The sequence below is a fragment of the Agromyces sp. CCNWLW203 genome (assembly GCF_036576125.1).
Lineage (GTDB): Bacteria > Actinomycetota > Actinomycetes > Actinomycetales > Microbacteriaceae > Agromyces.
Window position 1 is genome coordinate 176,313 of record NZ_JAZHYX010000005.1, and the last position, 23,975, is coordinate 200,287.

At 71.0% G+C, this 23,975-nt stretch carries 27 protein-coding genes; 16 read left to right on the forward strand and 11 right to left on the reverse strand.

The annotated features are described in order from the left end of the window. The first annotated feature begins 43 nt into the window (after positions 1 to 43). The 9 genes from phnC (at position 44) to erm (ending at position 8,724) form a co-directional block, all read left to right on the forward strand. The gene (gene phnC, locus VPH61_RS12990; RefSeq protein ID WP_332063925.1) at positions 44 to 910 is read left to right on the forward strand and encodes a phosphonate ABC transporter ATP-binding protein; all 867 of its coding nucleotides are present in this window, start codon (positions 44 to 46) and stop codon (positions 908 to 910) included. Then, on the forward strand, positions 907 to 2,721 hold the full coding sequence (gene phnE, locus VPH61_RS12995; RefSeq protein ID WP_332063926.1) for a phosphonate ABC transporter, permease protein PhnE: 1,815 nt from the start codon (positions 907 to 909) through the stop codon (positions 2,719 to 2,721). Before phnC ends, phnE begins: the two co-directional genes overlap by 4 nt. After that, positions 2,718 to 3,878 carry a TIGR03364 family FAD-dependent oxidoreductase gene (locus tag VPH61_RS13000; protein WP_332063927.1) on the forward strand — a complete coding sequence of 387 codons (1,161 nt, stop codon included), beginning with the start codon at positions 2,718 to 2,720 and terminating at the stop codon, positions 3,876 to 3,878. Before phnE ends, VPH61_RS13000 begins: the two co-directional genes overlap by 4 nt. Next, the gene (locus VPH61_RS13005; RefSeq protein WP_332063928.1) at positions 3,875 to 4,726 is read left to right on the forward strand and encodes a phosphonatase-like hydrolase; all 852 of its coding nucleotides are present in this window, start codon (positions 3,875 to 3,877) and stop codon (positions 4,724 to 4,726) included. Before VPH61_RS13000 ends, VPH61_RS13005 begins: the two co-directional genes overlap by 4 nt. Before the next feature lie 10 nt (positions 4,727 to 4,736). Further along, positions 4,737 to 5,894, forward strand: coding sequence for an alcohol dehydrogenase catalytic domain-containing protein (locus VPH61_RS13010; protein WP_332064104.1), 1,158 nt, complete (start codon positions 4,737 to 4,739; stop codon positions 5,892 to 5,894). 50 nt (positions 5,895 to 5,944) lie between these two features. Then, positions 5,945 to 6,637, forward strand: a complete 693-nt coding sequence (locus tag VPH61_RS13015; protein ID WP_332063929.1) for an endonuclease/exonuclease/phosphatase family protein — start codon at positions 5,945 to 5,947, stop codon at positions 6,635 to 6,637. Beyond that, positions 6,634 to 7,053 (forward strand): pilus assembly protein CpaE, encoded by a 420-nt coding sequence (locus VPH61_RS13020; RefSeq protein WP_332063930.1) that lies wholly within the window; start codon positions 6,634 to 6,636, stop codon positions 7,051 to 7,053. Before VPH61_RS13015 ends, VPH61_RS13020 begins: the two co-directional genes overlap by 4 nt. Further along, positions 7,050 to 7,634 (forward strand): hypothetical protein, encoded by a 585-nt coding sequence (locus VPH61_RS13025; protein ID WP_332063931.1) that lies wholly within the window; start codon positions 7,050 to 7,052, stop codon positions 7,632 to 7,634. The genes VPH61_RS13020 and VPH61_RS13025 overlap by 4 nt, the downstream gene beginning before the upstream one ends. A 277-nt stretch (positions 7,635 to 7,911) precedes the next feature. After that, positions 7,912 to 8,724: a 23S ribosomal RNA methyltransferase Erm gene (gene erm, locus VPH61_RS13030; protein ID WP_442879102.1), complete on the forward strand. Its 813-nt coding sequence runs from the start codon at positions 7,912 to 7,914 to the stop codon at positions 8,722 to 8,724. A gap of 44 nt (positions 8,725 to 8,768) precedes the next feature. Here the strand turns inward: erm and VPH61_RS13035 are convergent, their stop codons facing one another. Next, positions 8,769 to 9,302: a barstar family protein gene (locus tag VPH61_RS13035; RefSeq protein ID WP_332063933.1), complete on the reverse strand. Its 534-nt coding sequence runs from the start codon at positions 9,300 to 9,302 to the stop codon at positions 8,769 to 8,771. A gap of 24 nt (positions 9,303 to 9,326) precedes the next feature. Beyond that, positions 9,327 to 9,554, reverse strand: coding sequence for a PLDc N-terminal domain-containing protein (locus VPH61_RS13040; protein ID WP_332063934.1), 228 nt, complete (start codon positions 9,552 to 9,554; stop codon positions 9,327 to 9,329). A 122-nt stretch (positions 9,555 to 9,676) separates the two neighbouring features. Between VPH61_RS13040 and VPH61_RS13045 the strand changes: the two genes are divergently transcribed. Next, the gene (locus tag VPH61_RS13045) at positions 9,677 to 10,342 is read left to right on the forward strand and encodes a VIT1/CCC1 transporter family protein (RefSeq protein WP_332063935.1); all 666 of its coding nucleotides are present in this window, start codon (positions 9,677 to 9,679) and stop codon (positions 10,340 to 10,342) included. Here VPH61_RS13045 and VPH61_RS13050 read toward each other — a convergent pair. The 4 genes from VPH61_RS13050 to VPH61_RS13065 form a co-directional block, all read right to left on the reverse strand. Then, positions 10,315 to 10,611 carry a hypothetical protein gene (locus VPH61_RS13050; protein ID WP_332063936.1) on the reverse strand — a complete coding sequence of 99 codons (297 nt, stop codon included), beginning with the start codon at positions 10,609 to 10,611 and terminating at the stop codon, positions 10,315 to 10,317. The genes VPH61_RS13045 and VPH61_RS13050 overlap by 28 nt on opposite strands. A gap of 2 nt (positions 10,612 to 10,613) precedes the next feature. Beyond that, on the reverse strand, positions 10,614 to 11,108 hold the full coding sequence (locus tag VPH61_RS13055; RefSeq protein WP_332063937.1) for an NUDIX hydrolase: 495 nt from the start codon (positions 11,106 to 11,108) through the stop codon (positions 10,614 to 10,616). A 39-nt stretch (positions 11,109 to 11,147) separates the two neighbouring features. Next, the gene (purL, locus tag VPH61_RS13060; protein WP_332063938.1) at positions 11,148 to 13,481 is read right to left on the reverse strand and encodes a phosphoribosylformylglycinamidine synthase subunit PurL; all 2,334 of its coding nucleotides are present in this window, start codon (positions 13,479 to 13,481) and stop codon (positions 11,148 to 11,150) included. A 157-nt stretch (positions 13,482 to 13,638) separates the two neighbouring features. Further along, on the reverse strand, positions 13,639 to 14,034 hold the full coding sequence (locus tag VPH61_RS13065; protein ID WP_332064105.1) for a RidA family protein: 396 nt from the start codon (positions 14,032 to 14,034) through the stop codon (positions 13,639 to 13,641). A 100-nt stretch (positions 14,035 to 14,134) separates the two neighbouring features. Here VPH61_RS13065 and VPH61_RS13070 point away from each other — a divergent pair, with 100 nt between their 5' ends. Together VPH61_RS13070 and VPH61_RS13075 are read left to right on the forward strand one after the other, a co-directional pair. Further along, positions 14,135 to 15,133, forward strand: coding sequence for a helix-turn-helix transcriptional regulator (locus tag VPH61_RS13070; protein WP_332063939.1), 999 nt, complete (start codon positions 14,135 to 14,137; stop codon positions 15,131 to 15,133). A 127-nt stretch (positions 15,134 to 15,260) separates the two neighbouring features. Beyond that, on the forward strand, positions 15,261 to 16,478 hold the full coding sequence (locus VPH61_RS13075; protein WP_332063940.1) for an MFS transporter: 1,218 nt from the start codon (positions 15,261 to 15,263) through the stop codon (positions 16,476 to 16,478). Between the two features lie 18 nt (positions 16,479 to 16,496). Here VPH61_RS13075 and VPH61_RS13080 read toward each other — a convergent pair whose 3' ends face one another. Further along, positions 16,497 to 16,958, reverse strand: a complete 462-nt coding sequence (locus VPH61_RS13080; protein WP_332063941.1) for a DUF3817 domain-containing protein — start codon at positions 16,956 to 16,958, stop codon at positions 16,497 to 16,499. A 176-nt stretch (positions 16,959 to 17,134) separates the two neighbouring features. On the opposite strand from VPH61_RS13080, the gene VPH61_RS13085 reads away from it, so the two are divergent. Further along, positions 17,135 to 17,668, forward strand: a complete 534-nt coding sequence (locus VPH61_RS13085; protein WP_332063942.1) for an adenine phosphoribosyltransferase — start codon at positions 17,135 to 17,137, stop codon at positions 17,666 to 17,668. 132 nt (positions 17,669 to 17,800) lie between these two features. After that, positions 17,801 to 18,121, forward strand: coding sequence for a hypothetical protein (locus VPH61_RS13090; RefSeq protein ID WP_332063943.1), 321 nt, complete (start codon positions 17,801 to 17,803; stop codon positions 18,119 to 18,121). Positions 18,122 to 18,145: 24 nt separating this feature from the next. Here VPH61_RS13090 and VPH61_RS13095 read toward each other — a convergent pair whose 3' ends face one another. Then, the gene (locus tag VPH61_RS13095) at positions 18,146 to 18,790 is read right to left on the reverse strand and encodes a DNA alkylation repair protein (protein WP_332064106.1); all 645 of its coding nucleotides are present in this window, start codon (positions 18,788 to 18,790) and stop codon (positions 18,146 to 18,148) included. Positions 18,791 to 18,921: 131 nt separating this feature from the next. Further along, positions 18,922 to 19,452 carry a tetratricopeptide repeat protein gene (locus tag VPH61_RS13100; RefSeq protein WP_332063944.1) on the reverse strand — a complete coding sequence of 177 codons (531 nt, stop codon included), beginning with the start codon at positions 19,450 to 19,452 and terminating at the stop codon, positions 18,922 to 18,924. A 148-nt stretch (positions 19,453 to 19,600) separates the two neighbouring features. On the opposite strand from VPH61_RS13100, the gene VPH61_RS13105 reads away from it, so the two are divergent. After that, positions 19,601 to 20,050: a Fur family transcriptional regulator gene (locus VPH61_RS13105; protein WP_332063945.1), complete on the forward strand. Its 450-nt coding sequence runs from the start codon at positions 19,601 to 19,603 to the stop codon at positions 20,048 to 20,050. Positions 20,051 to 20,212: 162 nt separating this feature from the next. Further along, the gene (locus VPH61_RS13110) at positions 20,213 to 21,700 is read left to right on the forward strand and encodes a catalase (protein ID WP_332063946.1); all 1,488 of its coding nucleotides are present in this window, start codon (positions 20,213 to 20,215) and stop codon (positions 21,698 to 21,700) included. Positions 21,701 to 21,757: 57 nt separating this feature from the next. On the opposite strand, the gene VPH61_RS13115 is transcribed toward VPH61_RS13110, so the two are convergent. Then, positions 21,758 to 23,350, reverse strand: a complete 1,593-nt coding sequence (locus VPH61_RS13115; RefSeq protein ID WP_332063947.1) for a glycerol-3-phosphate dehydrogenase/oxidase — start codon at positions 23,348 to 23,350, stop codon at positions 21,758 to 21,760. 8 nt (positions 23,351 to 23,358) lie between these two features. After that, positions 23,359 to 23,955: a TetR/AcrR family transcriptional regulator gene (locus tag VPH61_RS13120; RefSeq protein WP_332063948.1), complete on the reverse strand. Its 597-nt coding sequence runs from the start codon at positions 23,953 to 23,955 to the stop codon at positions 23,359 to 23,361. Positions 23,956 to 23,975 lie beyond the last annotated feature (20 nt).

The following is a 23,975-nucleotide window of genomic DNA, read 5'->3' on the forward strand; positions in this document are numbered from 1 at the left end:
AACCACGGCCGGAACGCACGGAACACGGAACACGGAGCACCGCATGAGCACGCCAGTCGGCAACCAGGATCCAGTCATCGAGGTCTCCGGACTCACGAAGGAGTTCGGTCGCACCGTGGCGCTGCAGGGGGCGTCGCTCACGGTCGCGCGGGGGGAGATCGTGGTGCTCCTCGGGCTCTCGGGCTCGGGCAAGTCGACGCTGCTGCGGCACCTCGACGGGCTCGAGACGCCGACCTCCGGTTCCGTGCGCGTGCTCGGTCAGGAGGTGCCGCGCCTCACGGGGCGGCGCCTCCGGGCCCTGCGCAGCCGCATGGGCTTCGTCTTCCAGCAGTTCGACCTCGTGCCCTCGCTCACGGTGCTCGAGAACGTGCTGACCGGCGCGCTCGCCGAACTGCGCGGGCCGCGCATCGGACTCTGGGGTTACCCGAAGCGGTTGAAGCTCACGGCCCTCGGTCACCTCGACCGCGTTGGCCTGCTCGACCAGGCCTACCAGCGGGCTGACACCCTCTCTGGCGGCCAGCAGCAGCGCGTCGCCATCGCACGCGCCCTCATGCAGAACCCCGAGATCCTCCTCGCCGACGAGCCCGTCGCCTCTCTCGACCCCGAGTCGAGCGAGCAGGTCATGTCGCTCATCCGCGAGATCGCGATGGACGAGGGCCTCACCGTCGTCTGCAGCCTGCACCAGGTCGACCTCGCGCTGTCGTGGGGCGACCGCATCGTCGGCCTCCGCCATGGCGAGGTCGTGCTCGACACCCCCGCCGAGGGCCTCTCCAAGGCCGAGGTCATGGAGATCTACGGCCGGGTCGCGACGTCGACCACCGAACTCGAGGCCATCGAGGTCGAGCTGTCGGATGCCGCGGCCGACGCCGCAGCAGAGACCCACCTCGCCGACAGCGCGCTGCGCTCATGAGCCTCGCCACCGCGACGCCGCCGGCCCCGTCGGCCCCGCAGCCATCGCCGTCACCCTCGATCGCCGAGCGGGCGCCGCGCCGCCGCATCTCGCCGGAGCGCATCGCCGCGACCCTCGCGCTCGGCGCGATCGTCGTGGCATCCGTCATCGCCGTCGCCGACTCGGGCATCTCGATCCCGAGCATGATCGAGAGCTGGGGCAACGCCGAGCGGTTCTTCGCCCGCGTCGGCACCATCACCTTGCCCGAGCCGGCCGAGCTCGCCTACCTGACCGCGCTCACGATCGGCCTCGTGCTGTGCGGGACGCTCCTCGCCGCCGTCATCTCGGTGCCGATCGCCTACCTCGCCGCGTCGAACACGACGCCGGGCCGGGGCTGGCAGGCGTTCGGTCGCTTCGTCACCGTGCTGACCCGCGCGATCCCCGACGTCGTGCTCGCGATGGTCTTCGTGCTCATGTTCTCGCTCGGGTCGCTTCCCGGCATCCTCGCGATCGGCATCCACTCGATCGGCATGATCGCCAAGCTCTTCGCCGACGCCATCGAGCAGATCGACGAAGGCCCCCGCCGCGCCATCCGTGCCGCCGGCGGCTCGAAGCTGCAGGAGTTCACGAGCGGCATCCTGCCGCAGGTGCTGCCGTCGTGGGTCGCGACCGTGCTGCACCGCAACGACATCAACCTGCGCGGCTCGGTCGTGCTCGGCTACGTCGGCGTCGTCGGCCTCGGCATGGAGATGTCGTTCGCGTTCAAGTCGCTGAACTACTCCGAGGGCCTCGGCATCGCGATCGTCATGTTCGCGCTCTGCGTCGTGATGGAGATCGTGTCGAGCGTCGTGCGCCAGGCCATGCTCGGGGGTGCGCCGACGGGGCGCGGTCTGGGGGACCGTGTCGTGCGCGGTGTGCAGAATGCGCGCCGGCGATCGGATGTCTCGGGCACGCGCAGTGCTACGGCGAGCGCTGCGTCGGCGGGGCCTCGAGACGCGTCCTCCTCCGTCGGGCGCTCCTCGACCAGCGGGGGTGATCGGCTCGACGCGGCGCTTCGCCGCCCGTGGGACGCCGTGCGCATCCGCAACACCGTCTGGGGCTGGGTCGCGCTCGCGGTCGTCGTCGGCAGCGTGCTCGTCTGCAACATCCAGTGGGGCGACCTCATCACCTTCTGGGCGAAGATCCCCGCGATCGCCGTGCAGTTCTGGCCGCCGAGCTTCGGCAACTACGACGCCGCCACGATGTTCGGCGCGATGGCGCAGACGATCGGCATCGCGCTCGCCGCGACGCTGCTGGCCTTCGTCGTCTCGGTGTTCGTCGGCTCCCTCGCGGCCCGCAACGTCGCCCCGAACGGCACGGTGCGCACCTCGATGCGCCTGCTGCTCGTCGTGATCCGCGGCATCCCCGAGGTGATCCTCGCGATCGTGCTGATCGTCATCACGGGCCTCGGCAGCCAGGCCGGCACGCTCGCCCTCGCCTTCGGCGGCATCGGCCTGCTCGGCAAGCTCATCGCCGACTCCTTCGAAGAGGTGAAGTCGGGGCCCGAGCGTGCACTCCGTGCGACCGGCGCGAGCCGCGGCCAGGTGTACGCCTCGGCGACGCTGCCGCAGGGCACGCGGGCGCTCATCGGGCACAGCTTCTACCTGCTCGACACGAATATCCGTGCGGCGACGATCCTCGGCATCGTGGGCGGCGGCGGCATCGGCTACTACCTGCTGAACGCCGGCCAGGGCTCGAACTACGCGGTCGTCACCGCGATCGTGCTGATGATCCTCGTGACGGTGCTGATCGTCGAGGGCATCGCGATGTGGATGCGGCGGGTGTTCAAGTGAGCACGAGCCAAGTGCGCTCGGCATTCGATGTCGCCGTCGTCGGCTCGGGCATCGTCGGCCTCGGTGCTGCGCTCGCCGCGCACCGCCGCGGGCTCCGGGTCGTCGTGATCGAGCGGGGCAGCGAACCCTCCGGGGCATCCGTTCGCAATTTCGGGCACTTGTGCTTCACGCCGCAGGCGGGGCTCGCCCGCGAGTTCGCCCTCACCTCTCGCGAGCTGTGGCTCGGGCTCGCCGTCGATGCGGGCGTGTGGCTGCGCGAGTCGGGCACCCTCGTGGCCGCTCGACGCGACGACGAGCTCGCGGTGCTCGAGAGCCTCGCCGAGACGCGCGGCGACGAGGTCGAGCTGCTCTCGGCGGCAGAGGCGGCCGAGCGGATGCCGCTCGCCGCAGGCACGGCCGTCGGCGGCGCGTTCCTCCCGCGCGACCTGCAGGCGAACCCGCGCCAGGCCGTCGCCGCGATCGCCGCGCACCTCGAGCGCGAGGGCGTCGAGTTCCGCCGCCGCACCGCGGTCGGTGCCGTGCGCCCCGGCCGCGTCGAGACGAGCCGCGGGCCGATCGATGCGGGCCGGGTGATCGTCGCGGTGAACCACGACATCGACCTGCTCTACCCCGACGTCGCCGAACGGCACGGCATCGTGCGCTGCGCGCTCGACATGCTGCGGGTCACGGCAGAGCTGCGGATGCCGCTCGCCGCCCCCCTCCTCACCGGTTGGTCGCTCGTGCGCTACGGCGCCTTCTCGGCCACGCCGGCCGCTGCCGCCCTGCGCGAGCGACTGCACGCCGAACGCCCCGACCTCGCCGCCCTCGACCTGAACCAGATGTACACGCGCCTGCCCGACGGCACGCTCATCGTCGGCGACACCCATGCTCGAGGCGCCACCGTCGCCCCGTTCCAGGCCGAGTCCGCCTTCGAGGCGATGCTCGAGGAGACGCGGTCGCTGTTCGGCATCGACGCACTCCGCGTCGTCGAGCGGTGGCAGGGCGTCTACGCGAGCGGTCCCGCCGACTTCCTCATCGAGGAGGTCGAGCCCGGCGTGCACCTCGCAGCCGCGACCACCGGCATCGGCATGACGACCGGGCTCGGACTTGCCGAGCACGTCGTCGCCGGCTTCACCAGCCCGGCCCCCACGATCACCCTGCAGAAAGGCGCATCATGACCTCCGACACCCCCATCGTGCTCTCCGACGACGAGCTCGCCGAGCGCGACGAGCTCGCCGAACTCTCGGAGCCCGGCGAGGCCGGCGCCCGTGCGCTCGTCGTCGAGCAGCTCGACGAACAGCTCGACGAGCTCGACGACGACCTCGATGGCGACGACGACGAGTCGGGCGACATCGAACTGATCGTGCTCGACATGGCGGGCACGACCGTCGTCGACGACGGCATCGTCGAGCGGGCGTTCGCCCTCGCCGCGGAGCGCAGCGGCATCGCGACCGGCGACGGCTTCGACGCCGCCCTGCAGTACGTGCGCGACACGATGGGCCAGTCGAAGATCGAGGTGTTCCGCGTGCTCGCCGACGGCGACGAAGACGCCGCGCAGCACGCGAACGCGGCGTTCGAGGGTGCGTACACCGAGCTCGTCGCGAGCGAGGGCGTCGCAGAGATCGAAGGCGCCGCCGACGTCATCAGGGAGCTGCGCGCCGCCGGGGCATCCGTCGTGCTCACGACCGGCTTCTCGCCCGTGACCCGCGACGCGATCATCGACTCGCTCGGCTGGCACGACCTCGCCGACGCCGTGCTGTCGCCGGCCGACGCCGGCCGCGGCCGTCCGCACCCCGACCTGCCGCTGACCGCGCTGCTCCGCACCGGCGCGAGCGCCGTCGACGCGATGGTCGTCGTCGGCGACACCGCGAGCGACGTGTTGTCGGGCGTCAATGCGGGGGCCGGTTTCGTCGTCGGCGTGCTGAGCGGCGCCCATGACCGCGACGCGCTCGAGGCGGCCGGCGCCGACGCCGTCATCGACAGCATCACCGAGCTGCCCGCGCTGCTCGGCCTCCGCGGCGAGTAGCGGCGTGTCGATGCACACCGTCGAGCGGGTCGGCGACCTCGACATCATCGTCAAGCCCTCGCCCATCGCCATGGTCTGGTACGAGCCGGGGCGCCCGCACGAGGCGCTCGCGGCGCCCGGCGTGCGGCTCGCGGCGGGGGAGGCGCTCGTCGAGGTCGAACTCGCCACCATCTGCGGCTCCGACGTGCACACCGTGAGCGGCCACCGCTCGGCTCCGGCGCCGCTCGTGCTCGGCCACGAGCAGGTCGGCCGCGTGGTCGCCGTCGGCGAGGGCGCCGTGCGTGCCGACGGCACGCCCCTCGCGCTCGGCGACCGTGTCGTCTGGTCGGTCACGGTCAGTTGCGGCGAGTGCGACCGCTGCCGGCGCGGCCTCACGCAGAAGTGCCGCACGCTCGCCAAGTACGGCCACGAGCGCGTGCACCGGGGTTGGGAGCTGTCGGGCGGATTCGCCACCCACGTGCAGTTGCGCGCCGGCACCGCGACCGTGCGCGTGAGCGAAGCACTGCCCGCGGCCATCGCGGCACCCGCGTCGTGCGCCACGGCCACCGCGGTCGCCGCCCTCGACGCAGCGGCCGCGAAGGTCGACCTCGACGGTGCCCTCGTGCTCATCACCGGGGCGGGCATGATCGGGCTCTCCGTCGCCGCCATGGCGGTCGAGGCCGGAGCCGAGGTCGTCGTCGCCGATCCGGATGCCGCGCGGCGGGCGTTCGCCCGGCGGCTCGGCGTCGTCACGGCCGACCCGCTCGCCAGGGGCTCGGCGCCCGAACGGCTCGACGCCGTGCTCGCCCGCTTCGCGGAGCGCGGGCTCACCGAGGTGCTCGTTGCGATCGAGGCATCCGGAACCGCGGCGGCTGTGCGCACCGTGCTCGACGTCATCGGGGTCGGCGGCGTCGCTGTGCTCGTCGGCAGCGTCTCACCGGGGTCGGAGGTCACCCTCGACCCCGAGACCGTCGTGCGGCGGCTCGCGACCGTGACGGGCGTGCACAATTACACGGCAGCTCAGCTCGAGCACGCCGTCGAGTTCCTCGAGCGGGCGTGGCAGCTGCTGCCCTTCGAGGAGCTCGTGGGGGCGACGCATCCGCTCGCCGAACTCGACCTCGCGCTCGAGGAGGCCGCGACCGGACTGCACGTGCGCGTCGGGGTGGCGCCGGGGCGACGGCCGATCTGATCCGGAATTCTGGGCCAGCGACGAGCCGGGAGACGTAGGCTGATCGAATCATGCGCGTCATCAGCTACAACCTGCGGAAGCACCGCGCGAGCGGCGAACTCGTCGGGCTCGTCGAACGGTACTCGCCCGACATCCTGTGCCTGCAGGAGTGCGACACGCAGGATCTCCCGCAGAAGATCCACGACCTCGAGCTCGCCGACGCGACCCAGCGCAACCGGCTCGGCCTCGCGTTGTATTACGACGCAGAGCGATTCCGGGCCGTGCGCATTCAGGCGTTCGCGCTCAAGAAGTCGCTGCACGACCGGCTGCTGCAGCCCGCGCACGAGCGCCTCATCGGCGTGCGGCTCTACGACAACGAGGCGCAGCGCGAGCTCATCGTGGCCTCGTTCCATGCGGCGCCGCTGACCGCGCTGAACTCGCTGCGACGCCACCAGATCAAGTCGGCGCTCGGCGAGCTGCAGTTCCTCGGGCCGGGGCTGCCGACGCTCATGGTCGGCGACTACAACTACCCGATCTTCAAGGAGAACCTCGGCGAGAAGGTGCGCGACTCGGGCTACGACCTGACGCTCAGCGACAAGCGCACGTACACGCGCTACAAGTTCTTCCGCGGGCACTTCGACCTCGCGACGTCGGTCGGGCTCGACATCGCCGGCGTCGAGACGCTGCCGCGCGGGTCGTCGGATCACATGCCGATCCTCGTCGACGCCGAGTACAGCGTCTCGGTGCCGGCGAGCGCCCCGTGATCGGTCGCGAGCTCGCCCTCGCGCTGCGGGATGCGGGACTCGTGTGGCACCCCGAGTCGGGCGACCGCTTCGCGCTCGACCTGCCCGACTCGGTCGAGTCCGAGGTCGAGGCCGAGGTGTTCACGGTCAGCGAGATGACGATCGAGCCGCAGGCGTTCTCGAACGACACGGTGCTCGGCTTCAACGGCACGACGGAGTGGGCGCTCGACTCGGTCTCGGTCGGCGACGCGGTGTGGCTGCCGCGCGAAGACCAGTTGCGGGAACTGCTGCGGTCCACCTTCCGTGCACTGCGCCGACTCGACGACGCGTTCGAGGTCGAGGTCGACCTCGGGGGCGAGACGCGCCGCTTCGAGCATCCCGATGTCGCCGAGGCCTACGGTCTCGCGCTGCTCGAACTCATCGGGCGGTCGCGATGACGGATGCCTCGGCGCCCGAGCCGGCCCGGTCGTCGCCGTTGTCGTCGGGGTCGGCGTCTTCCGCTCCGTCGGCCGTATTGCAGGCGCTCGCGGCGGCGGGCTCCGCTGCTGCTGCCGAACTCGGCGGGCACCGCGCCCGCGACGAGGCGCTCGCCGGGTACGTGCCCGAGCGGCGCACCCTCGGCATTCCGCGTGCCGCGCGGATGACGCCGCTCGGCCGGGTCTGGCGTCTCGGCGTGCTGCTCGTCGACACCGATGGCCGTCTCTTTGCGACCGGCCGGGTCGTGCGCGCCGAGCGCCCCGTGCGGCGGAGCACCCCGGCCACGGCGATCGCCGAGCAACGAGCCTTCGCAGCGGCGGCCGTGAAGGGCGGCTTCGCCGAGGGCGAGACCGTGAACTTCGGCGCCGCGCCGGTGGACCCCGCCGAGATCGAGCGCTCCGGGGCATCCGGACCGATCGTGATGGTCGGCGACGCGCTGTTCGTGCGCTGGAACCCGGCCCAGCCCGATGCGCTCACGCCGCTTGACCGCTACCTCGCCGACCGGGTGGAGCTGCTCGCGAACCCGCCGTCGGGCGCCTGAGCTGTTGCGCTCGGTTCTCGTTTGCTAGGGTCGACGATCGTGTCCTGCAATTTCTCCGCGATGATCATTCGGCCCCGCACCGCCTGAGGCGGAGCGACCGAACCTTCAGACGCGTCTCTCCGCCTCGGCCATTCCATGGCCGCGGTGCTCCTTCGGCGCGCCCGGCTGACGATCCTCGCCAGCGGAGTTCTCATTGCGTACGCACAACCCTTCTTCTCTTCCCTTCTCGTCTTCTGCCTCCCGTTCCGGGCGATCCGCCCGTTCGCACCGGGCGCCGATTCCGTCGTCGGCGCACGCTCGGCCCGCGTTCGGCGGCCGTCAGGAGCTCGGCCAGAACTTCCTCGTCGATCGCCGGGTCGTCGACGGGTTCGTCGCTCTGGCGGCCGCCACTCGCGGCCCGATCGTCGAAATCGGCGCCGGCAGCGGCGCGATCACGCGCGAACTTGCGGGGCTCGGCCGGCCGCTCACCGCGCTCGAGATCGACGGGCGCCGGGCCGACTCCCTCCGTCGTGCGTTCGAGCACGACGCCGACGTGGCGATCGTCGAGGCCGATGCGCTCGCATGGCGGTATCCCTCGACTCCCTACGTCGTCGTCGGCAACGTGCCCTTCCACCTCACCACGGCGATCATGCGCTCGCTCCTCGCCCGCGGGCACTGGACCGACGCGATCCTGCTCACCCAGTGGGAGGTCGCGCGGCGCCGCTGCGGGGTCGGCGGCTCGAGCCTGCTCACCGCCCAGTGGGACCCGTGGTTCACGTTCCGCCTGCACGAGCGAGTGCCCGCGCGGGCGTTCAAGCCGGCGCCGTCGGTCGACGGTGGGGTCTTCACGATCGAACGCCGTCGCGACCCGCTCGTGCCGAACGCCGACCGCACCGCGTACCAGGCCTTCGTCGCCGAGGTCTACCGCGGAAAGGGGCGCGGGCTCGCCCAGATCCTCCGTCGCACGTCGCGGCCGGTGTCCGCGGAGCGGGTTCGCGAGCTGCTGGGTACCGTCGGCGTCACCGCCGACGTGCTGCCGAGCCGGCTCACCGGCGAGCAGTGGGCGACACTCTGGTCGGGGGTGCCTAGGCCTACGGGAGGTCGCAGGTGATGCGGATCTCGGAGGGCATCGAGTCGAGTGCCTCGGAGGGGCAATCACCCATCACGACGTGCGTCGAGCCACTCCTCGTCGTTCCAGACTACGGGGACCGCACCAACGGCGTCGAAGCTGATTCGAGGGTCGTTGCTCTGCACGAGACAGATCATCCTTCGTCCGAACACCGCGGCGACACGAGAGTGCTGCGCAAGGAGATCGAGCACGACCTGGGCGGGCCGTGCGCAGCTCCCGGCGAACTCGTCGTATCCGGTGAACACCAGCACAAACCCAGTCGCGTCGGGGTTCCATCCGAACTCCTGGCGGACGACGTCCCGCAGGCAGTCGTTCAGCGCGTCGAGGTTGTGGCCGAAGTAATCGGGAAAGCCGAGTGCTTCGGAGACATCCCGATGAAGATCTTCCTCGGCAGACCAGGTCGACGCGTCCAGAAACACCATCTGATACCCGCGCTCGGCCAACCACTGGGAGGTCTCCTCCAACACATGTCGTCGAAAGAACAGGGTGACTGGACTGTTTGACAGCAGGCGGAAGGCAAGGTCCTGGCCAAGATCATCTTCGGGGTCGAACGCACTCACACGCGCACCTTACAGGGCGCACGGCTACCGCAGGTCGCGGCTGATGCGGATGCCGAACGGATGCGGCCCGGCGGCGAACCACACGATGGAGCCGACGAGCGGGAAGCAGATCACCGCGATCACCCAGACCCAGCGCTCGAGTTCGTTCAGCTCGTCGCTCCGGAAGATCAGCGACACGACCCAGACGATGGCGGCGAGGTAGGCGACGCCGACGACGAGTGCGAGAAGGTTCCACACGAAGATGCCGTCCATCGCCGTGCTCCGTTCCTCGGTGGTCGGTCGTTGTGCCGGCCAGTGCCGACAGGCTACCGCCATGCACGCGGCATCCGCTCGCCCGCACGCCAGAATGGGTGAACGGCGGCAGGGGAGGACGCATGCGGTGGTACCGATCGGATGCCGCGCGCGACTTCGCCGTCGCCGCGAACGACGGCATCATCGGCACCGCCGGCGTGCTGCTCGGCTTCGCGGGCGCCGGCGCCTCGAGCACGACCCTGCTCGTGGCCTCGCTGTCGGCACTCGTCGCCGGATCGGTCGCGGGCTTCGGAGCGAAGTACGCCGAGCTCGCCGCCGAGCGCGATGCCGAACGGGCGCTCATCGCCGAGACCGAGCGCGACCTCAGTGAGGATGCGCGCGACGATCTCGACGACCTCGCCGCGCATTTCGTCGAGCGCGGCGTCGATCGCGATCTGGCGACGGATGTCGCGCGGCAGATGCATGCCCACGACGCGGTGGGGGCACAGCTCGAGGCCGAGCACGGCATCGACGAACCCATGCCGCGCTCGCGACCGGTGCTCGGGGCGCTGGCCGCCGCGGCGGCGCTCGCCACGGGCTCGCTGCTTCCGCTCATCATGCTGCTCGCGTATCCGGCGGCATGGGAGGAATGGGCGGTCGCGACCGCGACCCTGATCTCGCTCGCCGTGAGGAGCGTGCTCATCGCCCTCTCGGCGCGCACCTCCGTGCCCCGGGCGCTTCGCCGAACGATCGGCATCGGCGTCGCGACGATGGGGCTCAGTTACCTCGTCGGCCTCGTCGTGTTCTGACGGTCGTCGTCCCCGGTGCCGCGCTCGGAGCCCTGTGACTCCTGCTCCTGGATCGACTCGATGATCGAGTCCTGCAGTCCGCGCTGCCCGGTGTGCAGCTCCTGGTACTTCTCGCCGGCGCTCATGACCGGGCCGAGCGCATGCCGCAGACGCGAGCGCGTTCCCTGCGGCGCGCGGAACCAGCGCACGACGATGCCGACCACGATCGCGACCGCGAGCAGTGCGACCGGCACCCAAATGAGCGCGAGAGGCCACGAATCGGGAGACACGGTCAGAACCCGTACGGCGTGATCGGGGAGAGGGTGCCGTCGCGCAGCGCCTCGAGAATCGCCAGCTCGTGCGGCACCACGGGTTCCGGCAGCGCGTCGAGCGGGAACCAGCGGAGCTCGACGGCCTTGTCCTCCATGAGACTCGGCTCACCGTGCCATGCCGTCGCGCTGAAGAAGACGTCGATGCGCTCCTCGATCGCCCGGTGCGGTGCGCCGCCCGTGCGGTGCATGACGGTCAGCACCGTGAGGGCCGACTCGTCGAGCTCGACCCCCAGCTCCTCCCGGGTCTCGCGTGCCGCAGCGGCGAGCAGCGACTCGCCCTGCTCGACGTGGCCGGCCGCGCCGCACGCCCAGTGCTCGTCGAAGTAGCCTGTGCCGCGGCGCAGCTGCAGCAGTACCTCGTCGCCGCGCCGGAGCAGGACGTAGGCGGCCGGGATGACCGTGAAGCGACCATGGGATGCCGCGTACGCCTCGGTGTACGACTGCTGCTCGGTCACGGGGTCTCGATACGCTTCGCTACTCGACCGGCGGTGGGTTCAGTATCCGACGATGGGGCCGAACGCGTCGGCGAGCGGCGCACGGTTGATGCCGCGCAGCTCGTCGATCGAGACCGTGAAGAGACCCTGAACCTCGAGGGCCCCGGATGTCGCGTCGGTCACGCCGATGCGACGCACCGGGTAGTCGCGCCCGTCGCAGAGGCCACGGAACTTCACGTCGTCTTCGCGCGGCACCGTGACGATGACGCGGCCCGTCGACTCGGAGAAGAGCGCGGTGGCGAGGTCGATGCCGGCGTCGCCGGCGACCTCGTCGAGCACCACGCGGGCACCGAGGCCGAAGCGGCCGACCGCCTCGGCGAGGGCGATCGCGAGGCCGCCGTCGGAGAGGTCGTGTGCCGAGTCGATGAGGCCCTCGATCGCCGCGGCGTTCAGCAGTTCGGCGAGACGCTTCTCGCCGGGGAGGTCGACGGCCGGCGGGCGACCGCCGAGGTGGCCGTGCACGACGCCGGCCCACGCGGAGCCGTCGAGCTCGAGCGCGGTGTCGCCGAGGAGGTAGATGTTGTGGCCGTCGTCCTGCCAGCCAGAGGGGATGCGGCGGGCGACGTCGTCGATCACGCCGAGCACGGCGATCACCGGCGTCGGGTGGATCGGCACGTCACCGGTCTGGTTGTAGAACGAGACGTTGCCGCCCGTGACGGGGATGCCGAGCTCGAGGCATCCGTCGCTCAGGCCCTCGACGGTCTCGGAGAACTGCCACATGACCTCGGGGTTCTCGGGGGAGCCGAAGTTCAGGCAGTCGGAGACGGCGGCGGGCACCGCGCCCGAGACGGCGACGTTGCGGTACGCCTCGGCGAGGGCGAGCTTCGCGCCCTGACGCGGGTCGAGCTGCGAGTAGCGGCCGTTGGCGTCGGTCGCGATCGAGACGCCGAGGCCCGACTCCTCGTCGACGCGCACCATGCCGGCGTCGTCGGGGTAGCTGAGGGCCGTGTTGCCGAGCACGTACTTGTCGTACTGGTTCGTGACCCACGCGGCATCCGCCTGGTTCGCCGAGCCGACCAGCTGCAGGAACTGCGCGCGGATCTCCTCGGGCGTCGCCGGGCGGTCGAGCTTCGCGGCCGTGTCGGCCTGCAGCGCGTCGATCCAGGTGGGGTAGGCGACGGGGCGCTCGTAGACCGGGCCGTCGACGGCGACGGTGCGCGGGTCGACGTTCACGATCTCCTGGCCGTGCCACATGATCGAGAGGCGGCCGGTGTCGGTGACCTCGCCGAGCACGCTCGTCTCGACGTCCCATTTCTTGACGACCTCGAGGAAGCCGTCGAGCTTCTCGGGGCGCACGATGGCCATCATGCGCTCCTGGCTCTCGCTCATCAGGATCTCTTCGGGCGTGAGCGTGGGGTCGCGCAGTAGCACGTCGTCGAGCACGATGGCCATGCCGCCGTCGCCGTTGCTTGCGAGTTCCGACGTCGCGCACGAGATGCCGGCCGCACCGAGGTCTTGGATGCCCTCGACGAGGTCGCCCGCGAAGAGCTCGAGGCAGCACTCGATGAGCACCTTCTCGGCGAAGGGGTCGCCGACCTGCACCGCGGGGCGCTTGGTCGGGCCGCCCTCGTCGAAGCTGTCGGAGGCGAGGATCGACGCGCCGCCGATGCCGTCGCCGCCCGTGCGGGCGCCGAAGAGCACGACCTTGTTGCCGGCGCCCTTCGCGTTGGCGAGGTGCAGGTCTTCGTGGCGCATGACACCGACCGCGAGGGCGTTCACGAGCGGGTTCGCCTGGTAGACCGAGTCGAACCAGGTCTCGCCGCCGATGTTCGGCAGGCCGAGGCAGTTGCCGTAGAAGCTGATGCCAGAGACGACGCCGTGCACGACGCGCGCCGTGTCGGGGTGGTCGATCGCGCCGAAGCGCAGCGCGTCCATGACGGCGACGGGGCGGGCGCCCATCGAGATGATGTCGCGCACGATGCCGCCGACGCCGGTGGCCGCGCCCTGGAACGGCTCGATGTAGCTCGGGTGGTTGTGCGACTCGATCTTGAACGTGACCGCCCAGCCTTCGCCGACGTCGATGACGCCCGCGTTCTCGCCCATGCCCACCATGAGGTTCTTCTTCATCTCGGGCGTGACCTTCTTGCCGAACTGGCGAAGGTAGATCTTCGACGACTTGTAGGAGCAGTGCTCGCTCCACATGACGGAGTACATCGCGAGCTCGGCGCTCGTGGGGCGACGGCCGAGGATGTTGCGGATGCGCTCGTACTCGTCGGGCTTCAGGCCGAGGGCAGCGTACGGCTGCTCCTTCTCGGGAGTGGTCGCGGCGACCTCGACGGTGTCGAGCACCGGAGTCGTCGGAGCAGCGGGGGAGGCGGTTGCTTCAGTGGTCACGAGTGGCGAGCTCCAGAGAACGGCGGCGGGCGGATGCCGCGGGGCGAATGCCTGACCCCAGAAGTCTACCGGCCCGCTCACGTGAGCATGCCCGTGGTGGCCGCTCCGCTGCTCGCCCCGATCCGACTGGAACGAGCAGCGGTTCGGCGACTTCACGTCATGCCACGGCGGTCGCCTCGAGTTCGACCATCTGGCCGGGGATCGCGAGCCGGGTCACCCCGAGCATCGTGGTGGTCGGCGCGACGCCGGCGGCGCCCAGCCGCGATGCCAGTACGCCGTAGTGCGGGAACAGCAGGTCCACGTCGGTCGTGTAGACGTTCAGCCGCACGAGGTTCTCGAGGGACATGCCGGCCCCGCCGAGCACGGCCTCGAGGTTGTCGAGGCTCAGCGCCAACTGGGCCGCCATGTCGCCGTCGTGCTGGGGCGTGCCGTCGCTGCCCATCGCGGTCTGCCCGGAGCAGTACAGCGTGCGTGCGTGCCCGGAGACGAGTTCGCCCTGGTTGAATCCCATCGCCACCGACCATGCCACCGGGTTGATCGCCGTTCGTTCGATCGTCACTTCTGCTCCATTCGACTCGTTGGGGAGTGCCTACCCTTCGAGCCTTCCGATGAATCACGACATCTCTGGTCATGTATTCGGATAGCGTTTCCGTATGCGCGCCGACCGCCTGGTCTCACTGGTGTTGCTGCTCCGCCAGCGGGGACGGCTGACCGCCGACGCGCTGGCCCGCGAGCTGGAGGTCTCCACGCGCACGGTGCTGCGCGATATAGAAGCGCTGTCCACCGCCGGCGTGCCGGTCTACGCCGAACGTGGCCGGTACGGCGGGTTCGAACTGCTGCCCGGGTTCCGCACCGAGCTCACCGGGCTGAGCCACGACGAGGCGGTCGCCGTGCTGACGGCCGGATCCGGCCACGGCGAGCAGGTGTTCGGACTCGGCTCGGCACTCTCCTCGGCCATGCGCAAGGTGGTCGATGCGTTGCCAGAGGGCGATCGGGTCACCGCGAGCGACGCCGCCCGGCGCATCCTCGTCGAACCCGAGACGGATCTGCTGTCGCGCCGGCGCCAGACCGAGGAGGTGGCGCGCGCGACCATGAGCGAGGTCCGCCGAGCCGTGCTCGCCGGACGCAAGCTCCGGATCCACTACACGGCCGTGGACCGGGAGCCGACGTGGCGCACCGTCGATCCGATCGGCCTGGTCACGGTGCGTGGCCGGGGCTACCTGCTGGCCATGACCGCCGGCGAGGATCGCACGTATCGACTGTCACGGATCTCGGACGCGGTCGGGCTGCCGGAGTCGGCGGAGCGACCGAGTCAGGTCGACCTCGACCGCATCTGGCGAGAGCGCAGCGCGCGGTTCCTGGCGGACGGTCACCTCACCGTGCAGGCTCGGGTGGCGCCCAGCCGTCGTGAGGAGCTGCTGGATACCGCTGTGGCGATCCGCGCCGAGGAGTCCGACGCCGACGGCTGGGTGCGAGTCGAGGTGACCTTCCAAGATCTTCGGCACGCCGAGTGGGCACTGTGGCAGCTGGGCACGGACGTTGAAGCACTGGCTCCGCCGTCGTTGCGCACCGCGCTCGGCGGGCGCGCCGCCGCACTCGTTGCCCGCTACGCCGATGGAGTCTCCGGCCCGCTCGCGCCACCCAGCCGATAGAATGCTGAGTGGTCGTCGCATTCTCGGCGGCCCTGGGCGCGCACACAGCGCGCAGTCGACCCGCCGTCGGCCATTCGCGGAGCCCCGCCCCGCCGTCCGCGGGAACGCCCTTCATTCAGGTATTCCCATGACGCCGTCCACTCCCTTCTATTCCACGTCCTCCACACCCGCCGTGATGCCGCCCTTCCCGTGGCTCGGGCTCATCGTCCTCGCCGCGGCGGTCTTCCTCTCGGTCACGATCGAGATGATCCCGACGGGTCTCCTGCCTGACATGAGCCGCGAGCTCGAGGTCGGCGAACCGCTCATCGGCCTGCTCGTCACGGTCTTCGCGGCGACCGTCGTCGTGCTCACCGTGCCGCTCGCGAGCCTCACGAAGCGCGTGCCGCGGCGCACGCTCATCGTCATCTCCCTCGCGGTGCTGGCGATCAGTTGCGTGCTCACCGCCGTCGCGCCGAACTACGGCACCGTGCTCGCGACCCGCATCCTCGGCGGCGCCGCACACGGGCTCTTCTGGTCGGTCGTCGGCGCCTACGCCGGCCACCTCGTGCCGAAGGAGCAGCTCGCCCGCGCCGTGTCGATCAGCGTCGCCGGCGGTTCGCTCGCGTTCGTGCTCGGCGTGCCGCTCGGCACCGCGCTCGGGCAGGCCTTCGGCTGGCGGCTCGCGTTCGCCGGTATCGGCGCGCTGACACTGCTCGGCGCGCTGCTCGTCTGGCGCTTCCTGCCGCCGGTGCGCCACCACGCGGGCGAAGCGGATGCCGCGCCCATCCGCCTGCGCAGCGACGCCACGTTCGTGCCGGTGATCGTCGTCTGCCTCATCACCGCGGTCACCATGGTCGGCGCCTACACGTTCTACACCTACGTCGCGCCGTTCATCACCGACGTCATGGGCATGGCACCGAGCGCGATCAGCCCCATGCTGCTCGCCTACGGCATCGCGGGCGCGGTCGGACTGCTGCTCGCGGGCACTGTGCTCGGCCGTCGCCCGACGGTCGGACTCGTGGTCGCGCTCGTCGCGACGACGCTCGGCGTCGCGGGGCTCGCGCTCTTCCCGCAGGTGCCGGGCGTGGGCATCGCCTGCTTCCTGCTGTGGGGCACGGCGTTCGGAGCGCTCCCGCCGATGCTCAACACCCGCCTGCTGCACTCGGCGTCGTCGCGCATCCGCGACGCTGCGGCATCCTTCTACACGACCGCATTCAACTCCGGCATCGGCGGCGGCGCGCTCCTCGGCGCCATCCTCTTCGGCGTGATCGGCCTCGGCGGCCTCCCGTGGGTGTTCGTCGGGCTGCTCGTGGTCTCGACGACCGCGCTCGTCTGGACGGCGCTCGTCAACCGCGTGCGCCGCTGACCGACGGGTTCGGCCGGATCAGGCTTCGCGGCCTCCGGGCGGACCGATCACGAGGAGGCCCGCGAACACGACGACGATGCCGACGACCGCGAGCGAGACGAGCAGCACTGGGCGCGCGAGGAACCAGCGCAGCATCCCGTTGACCCAGTTCGAGTCGGCCGGGTGGTCGGTCTTCTCGCGGCGCCAGTCGCCCTCGAGGTGTCCCTTGCGCACGAGCCAGAGCTCGAACGGGATGGTCGCGTAGGGCACGATCGCGGTGAGCACCGCGAAGGCGATGCGGCCGAGGTTCCAGCGCTGGTTGACGCCGACGATGACGGCGGTCAGGGCGTACGACAGGAACACGAAACCGTGGATCGACCCGCCGACCAGCACCGCCCACTCGACGCCCGCGGCGTACTTCAGGATCATCGCGACGATCAGGATCGTCCACGTGACGGCCTCGGCGAAGGCCAGGGCGCGGTAGAGGCGTTTCGGTGACACGGATGCTCCAGAGCTCGGGGGATGATTCCATCCTCGCAGTCGCGGCTGAGCGGGCGCATCGAACGAACGATGGATCCTCTGCGGGTTGAGCCTGTCGAAACCACCCCGGTTTCGACAAGCTCAACCCGCAGAGCGCGCCGAGCTCGACCCTCAGGGGAGCGCGATAGCCTTGCCCGGTGTCCGAGCAGTCTGCACGCGAGCTCGTCTCGAGCCTCATCGCGTCGATCCCCGATTTCCCCCAACCCGGCGTCACCTTCCGCGATCTGACCCCCGTGTTCGCGAGCGGTCCGGCGCTGCACGCGCTCGGCACCTCGCTGACCGAGCCCTTCGCCGGCCGGTTCGACGTGATCGGCGGGGTCGAGGCACGCGGCTTCCTCATCGCGGGCGCCGCCTCGGCGATCTGCGGTGCCGGCGTGCTGACCGTGCGCAAGGCAGGCAAGCTGCCCCGTGCCGTGCTTCATGAGGAGTACGCCCTCGAGTACAGCACGGCCGCGCTCGAGGTGCACGAGGGCGAGCTGCCGCCGGGCACTCGCGTGCTCATCGTCGACGACGTGCTCGCCACGGGTGGCACAGTCGGCGCCGCGGCCCGCCTCGTCGAGCGCGCCGGCTGGGAGGTCGCGGGCATCTCGGTCGCGCTCGAACTCGACGGACTCGGCGGCCGTGAGGCGCTCGGCGACCGCTACGAGATCTTCTCGCTGCTGCAGTACTGAGCGCCGCGGTCTGAGCACGGTCGTCTGAGCGCCGTCGAGCGAGCGGATGCCGCGGCATCCGCGCCGCTCGGAACCGCCATGTCCATCGCGGACATTCCTTGATAGCGTGGCGCAACCGAACGAGGAGGTCCGATGCGGGACAGCATGCCCAAGCGAACGCTGTGGTGGGGGATCGGGCTCTCGGTGGGCGGTGCGCTGCTGATCCTGGTCGTGCCGCAGCTCATGTACTCGGCCGTCTCGCTGCAGACGCAGCCCGAGGCAGGCCAGACGGCCCTCTTGGTTCTCGAACTCGCACTGAACATCATCCGGCAGCTCGTGCTGCCGCTCGGCACCGCGCTCATCGCGGCATCCCTCGTGATGTTCTACCTCCGTGGTCGCTCAGAGCCGGCCGATGACGATCGCCCGAAGCGCTGGGTGCTGCCCGAGCCCACAGAGCGCGGCACCGAGCGCTGAGCCCCGGAGCCCCCGCGTGCCTGTTCAGCCGGTGGTCTGCCGCCGCACGATCTCGTTGATCCAGCTCGGCGCGAACGGCGAGGTGCAGTTCGGCGGGGTCGGGTAGTCCTTCAGCACCTCGAGGCGCTCGCCGATCTCGAGCGCGCGAGCACGGTACTCGGGGTGGTGGATACCGATGTTCGCCAGGGTCTCGTTCATCGCCCACTGCAGGCGGTCGGGCGCCTGCTTCATGTGCGACTCGATGAGGTCGAGCAGGCCCGGCAGGTCGAGGCCGTCGGGCGACTTCGCGACGCGCGCCGTGGTCAGCGCCCACCCGGCACTCGCGACGACCGGGTCGGTGTCGTCGAACCAGGCGACGCGCAGCTCTTCGACGTGCGGGTTCTTCTTGACGATGTAGTTGACGAGCCAGTCGTGCACCTTGGGCACGCGCGCCTCTCGGAGCATGGCGTCGAGCTCGGCCGCGTCGTACTGCTTCGGGCGGCTGACGAGGAGCGCCACGAGGCGGGCGGGGGTGTCACCCGTCGACCAGAGTTCGCGGGCGAGCTCGGGCTGGACGCCGACGCGCTTGGCGACGGCACGCAGTTTCGTGAGATTCACGCCGTGGTCGTCGCCGTGGCGTTCGTTCACCGCCCGGGCTTTCGGGTCTTCGAGCGCGGCGAGGTCGGCCATCACCTGGCCGACGGTGGCCTGCGGTGCTGCGGTCGTCGTCGCCACGTCTGCTCCTCTGCTGCTCGGTTCGCGGTCCATCCCAGCCTACGTCGGCGCTCGCTGCACACGCCCGGGCCATCCAACGCCGGCCGTCACGCCCGGTCGCGTTGCGCGTCGAGCCCGAGCAGGAATGCGGCGTTGCCGCGCAGCGCGGCCTCGTACCGCAGCACGTCGGGCGTGCGCACCGTGTCGGCGGCGAAGGCGAGCAGTTCACCGACGGCGGCGTCGCTGCGGCCGGCGGCGTGCAGGCCGAGCGCGTGGAAGAGGCGCACGGACTCGGACTCCGGGTAGTCGGCGAGGGCCCGGTCGAGTGCGGCGAGCGAGTCGTCGAGCCGCCCGAGGATGCGCAGGGTGCTGCCGTACTGCAGGAGGCAGCGGCGGAGCGCGTCGCCCGCGAGGCCGGCGGCCATCGCCCGCTCGTAGTAGCCGAGCGCCGTCTCCTCCTCGCCCGCGGTGTCGTACGAGCCGCCGACCTCGTACAGCACGTACGGGTCGCCGGGGTGGGCCGCGAGCACGGCGAGGAACTCGTCGATCGTCGGCTGCATGTTCCCGCGGTCGCGGCGGTCGAAGATCTCGCGCAACGTCGCGTCGAGTTCGGGAGAGAGGGGCGCGGCGGCGGTCATCCCTCCATCATCGCGGCATCCGTCGTCTCCGCGACATCCGTCACCCCGCGACATCCGTCACCCCGCGACATCCGGCACCCCGCGCCAGCCGGCCCTGAGGGGCCCTCGGTTGTTTTGACAAATTCAATACAACTGCTAGCTTCGAGACATGAGCCAGAACGCCACCGACGAACGCGAGCAGGCCGTCGCCCGCCTTCGCGCCGCGGGGCTGAAGGTCACCGAGTCGCGACTGGCGGTCTTCGACACGTTCCGCCCGGGCGAGCACCTCGATGCCGACGACGTGTACACGCGGGTCGCCGCGGTGCTTCCGACGACGTCGCGACAGGCCGTGTACGGCGTGCTCGGGGCGCTCACCGAGGCCGAACTGCTCCGCAGGATCGAGCCGGCCGGCTCGCCGGCGCTTTACGAGACCCGGGTCGGCGACAACCACCACCACCTCGTCTGCACGGGGTGCGGCAAGGTCTTCGACGTCGGCTGCGTCGTCGGCGAGGCCGCGTGCCTGACCCCGAGCGAGACGCACGGCTTCCGCATCGCGACGGCGGAGGTCACCTTCTGGGGCCTCTGTCCCGACTGCAGCGCGAGCGGCGAGCCGAGCTGAGCCGGCACCGCCGGCGTTCACGCACCGCACCCCAACCCGCACTTCGAGCACCAATGCCGCGCCGGGCCGATCCGGCGCACCCAGAACTCGGGCGCTTCCCTACCTGCGCCCCGTCGGCTCCGGCCGGCGATCCCAGAGAAAACACGACGAGAGAAGGACGCCATGTCGGAACCGACGACCACGCCCACCACGACGCAGACCGGAACCCCGGTCGCCAGCGACGCCCACTCCCTCACGATCGGCGCCGACGGCGCGACGGTGCTGCACGACCGCTACCTGGTCGAGAAGCTCGCCCAGTTCAACCGCGAGCGCATCCCCGAGCGCATCGTGCACGCGAAGGGCGGCGGCGCGTTCGGCACCTTCGAGGTGACGGCGGATGTCTCGGCGTACACGCGTGCCGCGGTGTTCCAGCCCGGCTCGAACGTCGAGACCCTGCTGCGCTTCTCGAGCGTCGCGGGTGAGCAGGGCTCGCCCGACACCTGGCGCGACGTGCGCGGCTTCTCGGTGAAGTTCTACACGACTGAGGGCAACTACGACATCGTCGGCAACAACACCCCGGTGTTCTTCATCCGCGACGCCATCAAGTTCCCCGACTTCATCCACTCGCAGAAGCGCCTGCCCGGCTCGGGCCTGCGCGACTCCGACATGCAGTGGGACTTCTGGACCCTCTCGCCCGAGTCGGCCCACCAGGTCACCTACCTCATGGGCGACCGCGGCCTGCCGAAGTCGTGGCGCGAGATGCACGGCTTCGGTTCGCACACCTACCAGTGGATCAACGCCGAGGGCGAGAAGTTCTGGGTGAAGTACCACTTCCGCTCGCAGCAGGGCGACCTGCACCTCGACGCCGAGAGTGCCGAGGCGATCGCCGGCGCCGACGCCGACTACTACCGCCGCGACCTGCACGAGGCGATCGAGGCCGGCAACCACCCCAAGTGGGACCTGCACGTGCAGGTCATGCCGTACGACGACGCGAAGACCTACCGCTTCAACCCGTTCGACCTCACGAAGGTGTGGCCGCACGCCGACTACCCGCTGATCCCGGTCGGCACGCTCACCCTCGACCGCAACCCGCAGAACTTCTTCGCCGAGATCGAGCAGGCGGCGTTCTCGCCCGCGAACACCGTGCCCGGCATCGCGATCAGCCCCGACAAGATGCTCATGGCGCGCGTCTTCAGCTACCCCGATGCGCAGCGCTACCGCGTGGGCACGAACTACAACCAGATTCCGGTGAACGCACCGCACGCGGCATCCGTCGCCAACTACTCGCAAGACGGTGCGCAGCGTCACGGATTCAACGCGCCGAGCACGCCGGCCTACGCGCCGAACTCGTTCGGCGGCCCCGTGGCGTCGCCCGAGGTCGCGGCCGAGGGCGGCTGGGAGAGCGACGGCGAGCTCGTGCGCGCCGCGTACACACTGCGCGCCGATGACAGCGACTTCGGCCAGGCGGGCACGCTCTACCGAGAGGTCTACTCGGCGGAGGCGAAGCTGCGTCTGCAGGCGACGCTCGCCGGACAGGCGGCCTCGATCACGATCGACGAGATCCGCGAGCGCTTCTTCCAGTACTGGACGAACGTCGACGCCGGCCTCGGCGCCGTGCTGCGCGCCTCGTACGCGACGGCAGCCGCCGACACGGACGGCGCCGCCGCGTAGTCGACACCTGCCCGACGGGCCCGGATGCCGCGTGGCATCCGGGCCCGTTCGCATGCGTCATCTCGACTGCCGCGCGAGCGCTTCCTCGACGATCTCGGCGACCGCATCGTGCGCCCGCTCCCGGTCGGCCGCGACGAGCCCGATGCGGGTGCGCCGATCGAGCACGTCGTCGACATCGAGTGCTCCCTCGGCCAGCACCGCGAACTCGATCTCGGCTCGCGTGACGTCGAGACCCGGTGCGATGCGCTCGGCCGGGTCGGCGCAGCGAGCGAGGTCGAGCACAGCGGATGCCTCGGCGCCGAAGCGCGCCACGAGGGAGGCGGGCAACTCGGTGCGGGCGACCGCGGCCGGCCGTGAGCCCTGGACCGGCACCGCCGAGCCGGGCGCTCCCACCAAGGCGAGCATCGCCGTGCGGCAGCCGGCATCGGTGAGCCCGGCTTGCCGGCAGGCGAGATCGACGGCATCGCGCGCCATCGCCCGGTACGTCGTGAGCTTGCCGCCGAGCACGTTGAGCAGCCCCGCCTCCGAGACCGCGACATGATGCCGGCGCGAGATGTCGGCCGTCGAGCCGTCGCCGCCCGTGTCGATCAGCGGACGCAGCCCGGCGAAGGTGCCGAGAACGTCGTCGCGGCCGAGCGGGCGCTCGAGGGCCGACGACACCGTGCGCAGCAGGAAGTCGATCTCGGAGGCCTGGGGCTGCGGTACGTCGGGCACGGGTCCGGGGGCATCCTCGTCGGTGAGACCGACGACGACCCGGCCGAGCTGCTGCGGCAGCGCGAAGACGAAGCGGCTGATCGATCCCGGGTGCGGCACGGTGAGGGCGGCCGTCGGGTGGCCGAGCGCCGCGGCGTCGAGCACGAGGTGCGTGCCGCGGCTCGGGCGCATGCTGATGCCGGGGTCGAGCTCGCCCGCCCACACGCCGGCCGCGTTGACGACGACGCGAGCACGCACGCGCAGTGAGCCGCCGCCGAGCGTGTCGTCGAGCGTTGCGCCGCCCGCATCGGCGTTCGAGACGCGCACGCGCGTGAGCACCCTCGCCCCGTAGGCGGCGGCCGTGCGTGCGAGCGCCACGACGAGTCGGGCGTCGTCGACGAGCTGGCCGTCGTGCGAGAGCACCCCGCCCCTGAGGCCCTCGCATCGCAGCGCCGGGGCGAGGCGCAGTGCCTCGTCGCGGCCGATGCGACGCGGGTGCGCGAGCACCGTGCCCGGCGTGCGGGCGAGCATGCGCAGCCCGTCGCCCATGCCCATGCCGATGCCGCCGAACACGCGCTGCTTCGCCGAGACCGACGGCACGAATGGCAGCAGTTGGGGGAGGCTCCGCACGAGGTGCGGCGCCACGCGCGTCATCAGGATGTGCCGTTCTTCGGCGCTCTCGCGGGCGACGGCGATGTCGCCGGTGGCGAGGTAGCGCAGCCCGCCGTGCACGAGCTTCGAGCTCCAGCGGCTCGTGCCGAACGCGAGGTCGTGCGCCTCGGCGAGCACGACCGACAGTCCTCGACTCGCGGCGTCGAGCGCGACGCCCGCGCCGGTGACGCCGCCGCCGATGACGAGCAGGTCGACCGGCTCGCTGCGCGCGGCGAGCGCATCGAGCTCATGTGACCGGCGGCTGCCGTTCAGCGCGGGGGAGTGCGCTGGGCCGGGGCCGGCCACGTCCGTGGTCAGGGACGCAGATGTCCGTCGAGTGCGTGCCAAAGTTCGCTGCTCCAATGCGGCTCGTCGATGAGGTCGGAGACGGTGTTGTGCGAGAGGATCGCCGACTGGGCGATGAGCAGGAGCATGACCGCGAGGTCGCTCGGTGTGCCGGCGCGTACCGAGCCGCCCTGCTGGGCGAGCTCGATCGCGGTCGCGAGCCACTGCAGGATGACCCGCTGGCTCTGGCCGATGCGCTGCAGGGTGTACCGGGTGAAGACCTCTGGTTCGCGCTCGAGGAGGCGCCCGTAGACCGGGTCGGTGCGGAACAGCTCGGAGAAGCGCATCACATCGCGCACGATCTGCTCGCGTGAGCGCGCCGGCTCGGGGAACTGCTCGATGAGCGAGACGGTGGCGCGCAGCAGTGCCGTGCGCACGATCTCGTCGGCGCTCGCCCAGCGGCGGTAGACCGTGGGGCGGCTGACCCCCGCGTTGCGGGCGACCTCTGCGACAGTGACCCCGCCCACCCCGCGCACGGCGATGAGCTCGACGGCCGCGTCGAGCATGCGTGTCTCGGCCTCGTCCCAGACGGGCCGGTCGAGCAGGAGTGCTTGACGATCTTCCATGATGTGTCACACTGTAACGC

Coding starts and splice junctions, on each gene's coding strand:
- VPH61_RS13120 (WP_332063948.1), bottom strand. CDS start 23,955: ATGGAAGATCGTCAAGCACTCCTGCTCGACCGGCCCGTCTGGGACGAG.
- VPH61_RS13015 (WP_332063929.1), top strand. CDS start 5,945: ATGCGCGTCATCAGCTACAACCTGCGGAAGCACCGCGCGAGCGGCGAA.
- VPH61_RS13105 (WP_332063945.1), top strand. CDS start 19,601: ATGAGCCAGAACGCCACCGACGAACGCGAGCAGGCCGTCGCCCGCCTT.
- VPH61_RS13095 (WP_332064106.1), bottom strand. CDS start 18,790: ATGGCCGACCTCGCCGCGCTCGAAGACCCGAAAGCCCGGGCGGTGAAC.
- VPH61_RS13045 (WP_332063935.1), top strand. CDS start 9,677: ATGCGGTGGTACCGATCGGATGCCGCGCGCGACTTCGCCGTCGCCGCG.
- VPH61_RS13040 (WP_332063934.1), bottom strand. CDS start 9,554: ATGGACGGCATCTTCGTGTGGAACCTTCTCGCACTCGTCGTCGGCGTC.
- VPH61_RS13075 (WP_332063940.1), top strand. CDS start 15,261: ATGACGCCGTCCACTCCCTTCTATTCCACGTCCTCCACACCCGCCGTG.
- VPH61_RS13090 (WP_332063943.1), top strand. CDS start 17,801: ATGCGGGACAGCATGCCCAAGCGAACGCTGTGGTGGGGGATCGGGCTC.
- phnC (WP_332063925.1), top strand. CDS start 44: ATGAGCACGCCAGTCGGCAACCAGGATCCAGTCATCGAGGTCTCCGGA.
- VPH61_RS13110 (WP_332063946.1), top strand. CDS start 20,213: ATGTCGGAACCGACGACCACGCCCACCACGACGCAGACCGGAACCCCG.
- phnE (WP_332063926.1), top strand. CDS start 907: ATGAGCCTCGCCACCGCGACGCCGCCGGCCCCGTCGGCCCCGCAGCCA.
- VPH61_RS13010 (WP_332064104.1), top strand. CDS start 4,737: ATGCACACCGTCGAGCGGGTCGGCGACCTCGACATCATCGTCAAGCCC.
- VPH61_RS13005 (WP_332063928.1), top strand. CDS start 3,875: ATGACCTCCGACACCCCCATCGTGCTCTCCGACGACGAGCTCGCCGAG.
- VPH61_RS13100 (WP_332063944.1), bottom strand. CDS start 19,452: ATGACCGCCGCCGCGCCCCTCTCTCCCGAACTCGACGCGACGTTGCGC.
- VPH61_RS13070 (WP_332063939.1), top strand. CDS start 14,135: ATGCGCGCCGACCGCCTGGTCTCACTGGTGTTGCTGCTCCGCCAGCGG.
- VPH61_RS13025 (WP_332063931.1), top strand. CDS start 7,050: ATGACGGATGCCTCGGCGCCCGAGCCGGCCCGGTCGTCGCCGTTGTCG.